Raw genomic sequence first — 1,591 nt, 5'->3', positions numbered from 1 at the left:
CGCGTGCGGCTTTGCGCTCGATGCGCGCAGCTGGCGCTCGGCGGCATTCGCCTGCATCGATGCGCGCCGGGTCGGCGAGCCGATCGAACAGGCGGCGCTCGCCGACTGGTTGCGCGACCGGTTGCCCGACGCGATGCGTCCCGATGCGCTGTGGTGCGTGCCGCGCTGGCCGCTCAACGCGAACGGCAAGATCGATCGCCGGGCGGTCGGGGATGCACTCGCGCGCGCACTCGGCGACGCACCGGCCGCGCACGACGCGTTCGTGCCGGCCGGCGAACGGCACGCGATATTGCTGGCCTGTTGGGAGCAGGCGCTCGGCCGCGCGGCGAACGCGCGTGACGCGACGTTCTTCGCGCTCGGCGGCGACAGCCTGCTCGCGACCCGCCTGCTCGCGCAATTGCGCGAGCGGCTCGGCGTGCGGATCGGGATGGCCGCGTTCTATCGGCAGCCGACGCTCGCCGGTCTTGCGGCGCAGCTCGACGAACTGACGCCGGCGGCGCCCGCCGACGGCGATGCGTCGGTCGCGACGATCGAGGAGGGCGTGCTGTGAACTTCGACGACGTGCTCGATCTCTGCCGCGAACGCCAGATCGAACTGTGGTGCGACGACGGCGGCCAGTTGCGCTATCGCGCGCCGGCCGGCGCGCTCGATGCGGATCTCGCCGCGCGCATCAAGGCCGAACGCGACGCGTTCGTCCGTTTCCTTCAGGGCGGAGCATGGCGCAGCGATCCGGCGCACCAGTACGAACGATTCGCGCTGACGCCGGTGCAGGCCGCGTATGTGCTTGGTCGCCACGAATCGTTCGAGTTCGGCGGCAGCGCGTGCCATCTGTACGTCGAATACGACGAGCCGAAGGATCTCGACTGCGTGCGCTTCGAGGCCGCGTGGAATGCGTGCGTCGCGCGCCATCCGATGCTGCGCGCGATCGTCGAGGACAACGCATGGCAACGCGTGCTGCCCGACGTGCCGTGGCAGCCGCTCACCGTGCACGACCTGCGCGAGGCCGACGCGAATGCATTCGACGCCCACCTGAACCGCGTGCGCGAGCGCCTCGACCATGCGGTGCATGCGCTCGACCGCTGGCCGGTGCTGCAGCCGGAAGTGAGCCTCGGCCCGGATGACACAGTGCTGCACCTGTCCGTGGATTTCACGCTGATCGACTACGCGAGCCTGCAATTGCTGCTCGCCGAGTGGCGGCGTCGTTACGGCGATCCGCAATGGCAGCCCGCGCCGCTCGATGCGACGTTTCGCGACTATGTGATGCATGAAGCGCAGGCCGCGACGCGTGCCGATCATGCGCGCGACAAGGCGTGGTGGCTCAGTCGACTCGACGACCTGCCCGCGCGTCCTGATCTGCCGGTGGTGCCCGCGATGCGTACCGACGGGCGGCCGCGCTTCACGCACCGGCATGCGCGGCTCGATCGCGCGCAATGGACCGCGCTGAGCGGCCATGCGAGCCATTTCGGACTGAGTAACCGTCTTCCGAGTCAAGCCCGATGAAGTGAATCGTCCCAAGGCGTGTTGGTTTTGACCATGGCATTGAGCATGGTTAGGAGCTTGCGCATGCAGGCAACAAGCGCGACCTTGGACA

At 69.0% G+C, this 1,591-nt stretch carries 1 protein-coding gene and 2 pseudogenes; 2 read left to right on the top strand and 1 reads right to left on the bottom strand.

Translation table 11 applies throughout. The features are described 5' to 3' along the window. Both H3O04_RS35275 and H3O04_RS35270 read left to right on the top strand, forming a co-directional pair. The coding region (locus tag H3O04_RS35275) for a phosphopantetheine-binding protein (RefSeq protein WP_237666551.1) at nt 1-550 on the top strand (550 nt) is incomplete at its 5' end. Further along, nucleotides 547-1,473: pseudogene (locus H3O04_RS35270) on the top strand (condensation domain-containing protein); the annotation flags it as partial. The gene H3O04_RS35275 and the pseudogene H3O04_RS35270, both read left to right, overlap by 4 nt. A gap of 14 nt (nt 1,474-1,487) precedes the next feature. Here the strand turns inward: H3O04_RS35270 and H3O04_RS35265 are convergent. After that, nucleotides 1,488-1,591 (bottom strand): annotated as a pseudogene (locus tag H3O04_RS35265) (IS110 family transposase); the annotation flags it as partial.

This window comes from Burkholderia sp. KCJ3K979 (assembly GCF_016759955.1).
Classification (GTDB): Bacteria; Pseudomonadota; Gammaproteobacteria; order Burkholderiales; family Burkholderiaceae; genus Burkholderia; species Burkholderia orbicola.
Note: the sequence above shows the minus strand (reverse complement) of the source record. Positions and strands in the feature narration are given on the sequence as shown.